Raw genomic sequence first — 8,324 nt, forward strand, 5'->3', positions numbered from 1 at the left:
CTGACGGCGATCGAGTTTAATCTTGCCACCGCGACCGTAGTAACCATGGTGCATATGTTCGCCCCAAATCCTTTCCCACAGTCCACTAGAGGAGTCATAAAAATCGGCTATTCGTTGCTCAAGTTCCATGGTGATTTCCTAAGTGAGTGGGTGGAATTAAAGATAAGAGGTTTCCGACATAAGAAGTTTCTCCAGTATTGAGTTCCGATGTTTCTAGTTTAAAAGATTTAGGCGGACAAAGTACACACAAAAGAAGAGGAGGAAATCATCAGTCTTTAGAGAGAGTTGACAGAAAGGTAGCCAGTGGCATAATATTCCCGAAGATGTGTCGTTAACCTAATCTATTTGTATTTACCCTTGTGCGATACTTGGATTATCTATCTGTAACTCAAATGACTGAATCCACCTTAACAGAACTGTATCAGAAAATTCATGCTGGTGTGAGAATAGCGATTGCGGAGGCGATGGAGAGACACCGACTAGGAGAGTCTATCAGCATTTTAAAAGATGGCTAAATTGTCACCTTAACGGCTGGGCAAATTCCCCCCAAATCACAATAATAAATGCTTTCAGTATCAAGATTTGGTAGTATTAAATAGGTAGGGAAATTTTATGACTAGAATTAAGCGTAGGCAATTACTATCCCTGACTGGTTCTTTATTAGCAACTTTAGGATTAAGCCAGTTGGAATTGAAACAGCGAGCCATTCTTTATCGTAGCGTACTGGCAGAGAATACACCTCGTAAACGATCGTTGTTAGTGGGTGTTAATAATTACCCCGATACTAGATGGATAACCCTTGAAGGCGCAGTCAATGATGTCAAACTACAACAGGAATTACTCATTCACCGTTTTGGATTTCAGTCCGATCAAATTTTGCTTTTAACTGATCATGAAGCAACTCGTGAGAATATCCTACAAGCGTTTGAGGAGCATTTAATTAAATGGGCGCAACCCAGTGATGTGGTAGTTTTTCACTTTTCTGGTCATGGTTCTCAAGTTTTTGATCCCGATCAAATTTTTCAAGATGGGCAAGTTAGCACGATTGTTCCTGTTGATAGCATTCTGCCTCCAGGTTATCCCAATAAAGGAGGAAAAGTCAATGATATTACAGGTCATACTTTGTGGTTGTTGATGCAAGCAATTAATACAGAAAATGTCACTTTTATTCTGGATAGTTGTCACTCTGGAGGGGCGAGAAAGGGCATCTTAACTTTGCGATCGCGCCCTGGAAATCGGGAGCTAAACCGGACTGAAAACTCTAACATCCAACTGTTAGCAAGTCCCCAGGAACAGGAATATCAAAAACAACTGATGTCCAGACTCAACTTGACCGCTTCAGACTTGGCCACAGAGCGAAAAAAGGGCGTTCCCAAAGGCATAATGCTGGCGGCTGCTAGAACTGACCAAACGGCGATCGATGCTCCCTTTGGTGATACGGCTGCCGGTATCTTTACATATATCTTGACTCGCTATCTCTGGCAGCAAACCGGAGGCGATTCAGTTAGTCAAGTAATGATAAGTGCGACGGCTACTACCGATCGCATTTTACGCGAATATTTCCCGACGGCTGGTTTATTACAGCAACCGGAATTTAATACTAGGGAGGGAAGTAACAACAGCCAGCAAGCGGTTTATTTTCTCAAACCAGATCAGAAAATCCCTGCTGAAGCTGTGGTCACTCAAGTGCAGGGAAATCGGGTGGATCTGTTTTTGGGAGGGATCGATCCGCGTACCTTAGCAGCATTCGGTCGGGGGGCAATTTTAACTTTAGTGGATGGGGAAGGGAAAGAACGAGGTCAAGTTCAGATAGAGTCCCGTCAAGAGTTGACAGCTAAAGGGAAACTGATCCAGACAAGAGATAATATTGCTTCCGGGACTCTACTTCAAGAGCGATCGCGGGCCATTCCCAGTAATTTAACTCTCCGAATTGGTTTAGATGCTTCCTTAGGACAAGAACAAGCAGCAGCCAAGCAAGCTTTACAAGGGATTAAACCCATCGAAGCGGTTTCCTCAGATGAGACGGATATCCACTATTTTCTGGGACGAGTGACTCCCGCTTACTATCAACAATTGCAGAAACTTCAAGTGACTCCCTTACCAGAAATAGGTAGTCTGGCTCTATTTTCTCTGGCTGCGGATCTGATTCCGGGTTCAGCTGGGATTTCAGGAGAAAGTGTAACTGATGGAGTCAAACGATTGCAAGCGAAACTAAAATCCTTGTTAGCAGCGAGGTTAGTCAAGCTAACCCTCAATGCGACTTCCTCTCGCTTGAGTGTAGCTGCGGCGATGGAAGCGGTAGATGGTGGCCAATTGGTGGCAGAATCGTTTACGGTTAGGGGTGCAAAGTCAGGCAGTTTCAGTCAAAATAGAGGGGTGCGCGGTTTAACCAGTAACGCGCAAAAAATCAAGCAGGGGACTCAAGTGCAATTTCTCGTACAAAATAACGAGTTAGTTCCTCTCTATATTACTGTTTTACTTATTAGCGTAGATGGGACGCTTACCGTGCTTTCGCCTTTACCGGGGACGGGAGATAATTCTCCTGTGACTCCAGGGGAAAAAATTCAGATTCCCGATCGAAATCGAGGGGAATTGTATAAATTTAAGGTAGAGGGTGAAACGGGAATAGCGGAAGTGTTGGTTATTGCTACTACGACTCCTTTAACCAAAGCTGTGGACTTGTTGCAGGTTTTAGCTACAGAGAGGGGGGATAATCTGAGAGGGACACCTATAGATTTAACTCAGCCAGATGAGGCGATTTCTAGCCTTCTGGATGATTTAGATGGGGGTAGTCGGAGAAGTGGGACAGTTTCTAATTCAAGAGTGCGTCAGATTGATACTCGACAGATGGCTGCTATGTCGATTACTTTTGAGGTTGTTGTCTAGTTCTTAACTTTAGTCAGAGGAACACTTACAGCGAGTTTAATGATTGGAGAGAGCCAATAAAAGTTATATCATTTAAGGAGAATTGATCTATGCCTACTTGGCTTCGACCTTTAAATTTCTTCACTGCTATCCTTTTAATCTCTCTAGAGATTAACCCACTGCTGACTCCTTCAGTATCTTTTTCTGCTTCAAACGTGGCACAAACAACGACTGACCGTAAAGCTCAAGCAGCTCGACTGGTTCAAGAAGGCGATCGCTATTACTATCAGGGTCAGTATCAAGTCGCGCTGGAAAAATATCAACAAGCTTTAGCAATCTATCAGCAGATTGCAGATCGTCAACAAGAAGGAGTGATTCTTAATAATATTGGGTTTGTTTATACCGAGCTAGGACAGTCTAAGCAAGCCTTACCTTTCTATCAACAAGCTTTAGTTATTTTTCAAGAATTGAACGATCTCCCCAATCAAGGAGCTGCCCTTAATAATATTGGGCTATCTTACAGCTATCTAGGGGAGAATTCAAAATCCTTGAAATTCTTACAACAAGCTTTAGAAATCTTCAGAGAAGTACATGAGCGTGCCGAAGAAGGGAAAACTCTCAACATCATTGGTGGAGTTTACCGAAGTCTGGGTCAGATATCGGAAGCTTTAAAGTTTTATGAACAAGCTTTAGCTATCCGCAGGGAATTACAAGATCGCAGTGGAGAAGGATTTTCTCTCAATAATATAGCAGAAGTCTCTAGCCTCATGGGAGAATACCCAAAAGCATTGGATTTATATCAGCAAGCCATCACCATTTTTAAAGAAGTCAATGATTTTACCAGACAAAGTATTGTCCTGAACAATATTGGATGGATCTATGACCGACTAGGACAGTATAAAAAATCGCTGGACTTCTACGAAAAAGCTCTGGCGATCGCAAGAAACATTAAAAATCTTTCTCTAGAAAGCATGGCTTTAAACAATATGGGGTCAGCTTACAATAATCTGAAAGACTATACAAACGCACGGAAATCCTATCAGGAAGCTTTAGAGATTACTCAAGAACTGAATGATCCCTCCGGTGAAGCTAAAATCCTCAGCAATCTCGGCTCAGTTGACGATCAACTTCAGCAGTATTCCCAAGCCTTGGATTTTTATCAACGTTCGTTAGCTATTAGTCGAAAAATCAACGAGCGTCCGTCTGAAGGAATTACTCTCAACAACTTGGGAAGGGTTTACAACAGCCTGGGAGAGTATCAAAAGTCCTTAGAATTGTATCAGCAAGCCCTAGGGATTGCCAGAGAAGTGAAAGACAGGGTTGCTGAAGGTAGAACTCTCAATAATATGGGTCGTACCGTTCTTCTAACGGGTAATGCGGCGGTGGCCGAGAAATACCTCTTTGAGACGATTAACATCTGGGAATCGCTTCGACCTGGACTAACGGATGAGAATAAAATTTCTTTATTGGAAACCCAAACTAATACTTACCATAATTTGGAATACGCCCTGATTGTACAGCAAAAGTCCGAAGCTGCACTGGAAGTAACTGAACGAGGACGCGCTAGAGCATTTGTTGAACTTTTAGCCGCAAAATATTCTGAAACACCTGATCCTCCAATTCAACCACCAAATTTAGAGCAAATCCAACAAATTGCTCAAGAACACGAGGCGACTCTAGTTGAGTATTCTATCAATGACTTCGGAGGACAGCCAAAACTTTATATTTGGGTGGTTAAACCAAGTGGTGAAATCCTATTTCGGCAACTAGACATCCAATCTTTTGCTCCCTCTCTAGAAAATTTTGTTACTAGCACTCGCCAATCAATCGGAGTCAGAGGAAGAAGTAGCATTGAAATACTGCCGCTTGATGACTCTGAAGCAAAAAATCAATTAAAACAACTCCACAAATTACTTATAGAACCTATTGCGGATTTACTCCCCACCGATCCTAACGCTCATGTTATTTTCATGCCTCAAGGAGAACTCTTTTTAGTACCTTTTCCTGCTTTACAAGATGCTAATGGCAAATACCTAATTGAAAAACACACAATTCTCACTGCACCCGCCATTCAAGTGTTAGACTTAACCCAAAAACAACGAGTAAAAGTTCAACAAGCTAACCCGAAAGGACTTGTCGTTGTCGGCAATCCTACCATGCCAAAAGTAACTATCAAAATTGGCGAACCACCAGAACAACTTAATCCCTTACCAGCAGCAGAAAACGAAGCTATTACTATTGCTAAACTACTCAATACTAAAGCTTTAACAGGCAACCAAGCCACTAAAAAAGCTATCCTTTCCCAATTACCTCAAGCCAGAATTATTCATCTAGCAACCCATGGTTTATTAGATGATTTTAAAGGATTAGGAGTACCCGGTGCGATCGCTCTTGCACCTTCTGGTAATGATAATGGTTTACTTACTGCTGATGAAATTCTCGACTTAAAACTGAATGCGGAATTAGTGGTTTTAAGTGCTTGCGATACGGGAAGGGGACGCATTACCGGAGATGGTGTAATCGGATTATCCCGTTCTTTAATTACCGCAGGAGTGCCAAGTATTATTGTTTCTTTATGGTCAGTTCCCGATGCACCTACTGCAAGTTTAATGACTGAATTTTATCGCAATTGGCAAGAGAAAAAACTAGATAAGGCCCAGGCGTTGCGACAGGCAATGTTAACCACCATGAAAAACCATCCTAATCCGAAAGATTGGGCGGCATTTACTTTAATTGGAGAAGCAGAATAAGACCCAATACTGCTCGGTTAAGCCCAAAAACGACTTGCTGAGGGAAATTTAGAATGAAGAATGAACCTGCTATATAGATTATTAATGAATGGTTCGAGGATCGACAGGGATAATTTCTGAATATCGCAGAAAGTCATCTGTGTTGAAGGTTAAAATATTATCAATATTATGGGTAATCATAGCTGCAACTAATCGAGCGTCATGGGACTTTTTTCCCATTACTTGATATTTTCTAATGAGTCTTTCCCATTGAGGATAAATAGCAGGAGTATCTTGGTAAAGAGAAAAAATATGTTTAATATCTTCAATTTCTAAGGTAGCTTGCTCAAAACTTAATCCTAAGCCATTAACTTTTACAGGTCGTGTCGCTACAACCCAAAATTCAATTAAGTTCTGAGGAACAATATAGAGTTTTTCTGAACGTTTTTTTAAGGTTTTAACGCCTTGAAGCGCACTTAAGTGCAGCGGATGGCTGGTTTGTTTTAACCTAAGAAGAATATTAGTATCAGCTAAATAGGTCATAAGTAGGTGGGTGGAATTAAATATAAAATGAACGTAGGTTGGGTTGAAGCATGAAACCCAACGCCCGCATGGGTTACGCTACCGCTAACCCATCCTACAAATAATTGTGCCTACCTACTTAGCATTTCATCCTCTCTGGTATAAATGCTTTCTCGACTAATAGCTTCATCAGATAAGGCTTGAGCATTAATATTAGAAGGTCGATTAATAAAGTTAGTTAATTTTCTTTCCCATTCCTCATATTCTAAAATTTGGGAGCTTTTTTGAGGTTGATTTTTTAAGGTTTGTTCAATTATCTCTTGAAGATATTGTTCAAGAGTTAAGCCTTTTAATTTGGCTTCTTCCTGAATTTTATTTTCTAGCTCTGGGTTAAGATTTAAGGTAATCATGATAGGGTTCTCCTTGATTTTAATTAATGTTGACATCCTCACCGCCGTAAACGGACGGTGATTCCTCACCACGCCACCTTTTTAGAATGGTCGCGTCAATGGGGTTGACGCTTCAGAGGATGCTGCTACCTTAGCAGTAGTCTTATGCTTTCCGACCCGTCCGTTTTGATTGTCCGAATGCCGGACGGCCACTTTGAACAAGTCGAAAAAATCTCATGTTCAACCTTATTTCCTAGAAAGTTTTACTCGTTCAAGGCCGAATTTGAAGTCTTTTCTGAACGAAACCCCCTACTATCTGTGGTCAAGGTTCAGTTTTTAGCTTGGTTATCGCTTTTTCCATTGTAGCTGAAAGCCGTCCTAAAGGACGGGGTTCTAACCCAAATTTTCGATAAGACTATGGCTTCTTTCTCCAAACTTCTGATTGCTGGTACTGTGTTGCTTTCTGGAGGGTTATCTCCCCTGGTGATGGCGGCAGAAGTAGCAAGCGCCCAAACAACCATCGCCCAAACCGATACCCGCACCCAAGCGCAACAACTTTTTAACGAGGGGATGCAACTATTCCAACAAGGGACAGCCGAATCCTATCAACAGGCAATAACCAAATGGGAAACAGCCTTACCCCTTTGGCGTAAGCTGGGAGATAAAGCGCAGGAAGCCTTCATAAATCTAGCACTCGGTAAGTGGATGGTACAGCAAGGAGTGCGGAGTCAATCCTTGCCATCGCCGAGAAAACTGGTAATTGGCGCAAGAGATAATAAAAGCTTCTTTTATTAGGAAATACGAACGGAAAATGTTAAGCATTGGCGAGGAAACTAATGTGCTAGAGTTAATTCGTGGCAACACAACCAAGAGAAATTGAGCGTTATGTAACAGCCGATGGTCAAATTCCTTTTGATAATTGGTTTGATTCTATCCGAGTGTCTAAAACTCAAACTATCATCAGTAAAAGACTTGACCGAGTGAGGATGGGCAATTTAGGCGATTACCGTTCGGTAGGAGGAGGTGTTTTTGAATTAAGAATAGACTATGATCCAAGTTATCGCATCTAAGTAGCTGGTTATAATTAAATTAAAAATGGATTTTAGGTTCGATCCCCCCTGCCCCCCTTGATAAGGGGGGTGCCGATCCCCCCTTAGTCCCCCCTTTAATCCCCCCTTAATAAGGGGGGTGTCTGACAACTTTTAACGCCTACCTACTTATTTCGGACAAGTAGGGACAACCATCGTGTTGCTACTGTGTGGAGGTGATAAAAGCAGTCAAATTAAAGATATTCGCCAAGCCCAAGAATACTGGAGAGATTATCGGAGTTAAAATTATGTCTAAAAGTATTAGCTACCACCCTTTTTTGCTGGACAATCTTAAAGATCCAAACTATGCGGCTCTTTATCTCGAAACTCACTTAGAAGAAGACGAGTTTGAATTCGACCCGAATTACTGAAAATGGCTTTGAGGAATGTTCTGGAAGCTCTTGGGGATTCTCATTTAACCGCAGAACAAATTAAAATTTATGAGCAATTTCTCGATAAATTATTAACAATGCCAGCAGGAATAGGAATTTATAATTTAGGGCTTTGGCTGAAGGCTTTGGGATTAAAACTAGCTGTAACAGTTGATAAAGAGGGGAAGAATGTTGTTGAAAATTTGCCTAGTTTGAATGGAGATAACAAAGAAAAATATGAGGGAGTTTTAACAAAAGTCCCAGATGTAGAAACAGAAAACAGTAGGGGCGAAGCATTCGGGCAATAACCTATCGCTGAAACCGTAGATTTATTATCCGAATGCTTCGCCCTTACCCCGA

General features: G+C 41.6%; 9 protein-coding genes and 1 pseudogene. 7 read left to right on the plus strand and 3 right to left on the minus strand.

The window, feature by feature from the left end; genetic code table 11:
* Positions 1 to 129: pseudogene (locus tag IM456_RS03440) on the minus strand (methyltransferase domain-containing protein); the annotation flags it as partial.
* A 263-nt stretch (positions 130 to 392) separates the two neighbouring features.
* Here IM456_RS03440 and IM456_RS03445 point away from each other — a divergent pair.
* The 3 genes from IM456_RS03445 to IM456_RS03455 all read left to right on the plus strand — a co-directional run bounded on the left by IM456_RS03445 (position 393) and on the right by IM456_RS03455 (position 5,615).
* On the plus strand, positions 393 to 515 hold the full coding sequence (locus IM456_RS03445; RefSeq protein ID WP_287693201.1) for a hypothetical protein: 123 nt from the start codon (positions 393 to 395) through the stop codon (positions 513 to 515).
* A gap of 97 nt (positions 516 to 612) precedes the next feature.
* Positions 613 to 2,886, plus strand: coding sequence for a caspase family protein (locus IM456_RS03450; protein WP_287693202.1), 2,274 nt, complete (start codon positions 613 to 615; stop codon positions 2,884 to 2,886).
* Between the two features lie 89 nt (positions 2,887 to 2,975).
* Positions 2,976 to 5,615, plus strand: a complete 2,640-nt coding sequence (locus IM456_RS03455) for a tetratricopeptide repeat protein (RefSeq protein WP_287693203.1) — start codon at positions 2,976 to 2,978, stop codon at positions 5,613 to 5,615.
* 81 nt (positions 5,616 to 5,696) lie between these two features.
* Here the strand turns inward: IM456_RS03455 and IM456_RS03460 are convergent, their stop codons facing one another.
* Positions 5,697 to 6,137, minus strand: a complete 441-nt coding sequence (locus IM456_RS03460) for a type II toxin-antitoxin system VapC family toxin (RefSeq protein ID WP_149985927.1) — start codon at positions 6,135 to 6,137, stop codon at positions 5,697 to 5,699.
* A gap of 110 nt (positions 6,138 to 6,247) precedes the next feature.
* Positions 6,248 to 6,526, minus strand: coding sequence for a YlcI/YnfO family protein (locus tag IM456_RS03465; protein ID WP_197716385.1), 279 nt, complete (start codon positions 6,524 to 6,526; stop codon positions 6,248 to 6,250).
* A 396-nt stretch (positions 6,527 to 6,922) separates the two neighbouring features.
* Here IM456_RS03465 and IM456_RS03470 point away from each other — a divergent pair, with 396 nt between their 5' ends.
* From IM456_RS03470 to IM456_RS03485, 4 genes are all read left to right on the plus strand, one after another.
* On the plus strand, positions 6,923 to 7,300 hold the full coding sequence (locus tag IM456_RS03470; protein ID WP_125730195.1) for an outer membrane protein assembly factor BamD: 378 nt from the start codon (positions 6,923 to 6,925) through the stop codon (positions 7,298 to 7,300).
* Positions 7,301 to 7,359: 59 nt separating this feature from the next.
* Entirely contained in the window at positions 7,360 to 7,575 is a 216-nt protein-coding gene (locus tag IM456_RS03475) for a type II toxin-antitoxin system RelE/ParE family toxin (protein WP_125730194.1), read from the plus strand.
* A 266-nt stretch (positions 7,576 to 7,841) separates the two neighbouring features.
* Entirely contained in the window at positions 7,842 to 7,964 is a 123-nt protein-coding gene (locus tag IM456_RS03480; RefSeq protein ID WP_287707868.1) for a hypothetical protein, read from the plus strand.
* A 2-nt stretch (positions 7,965 to 7,966) separates the two neighbouring features.
* On the plus strand, positions 7,967 to 8,272 hold the full coding sequence (locus IM456_RS03485; RefSeq protein ID WP_012265597.1) for a hypothetical protein: 306 nt from the start codon (positions 7,967 to 7,969) through the stop codon (positions 8,270 to 8,272).
* The last annotated feature ends 52 nt before the right edge of the window (positions 8,273 to 8,324 follow it).

Source organism: Microcystis sp. M079S1 (genome assembly GCF_020246425.1).
GTDB lineage: Bacteria > Cyanobacteriota > Cyanobacteriia > Cyanobacteriales > Microcystaceae > Microcystis > Microcystis aeruginosa.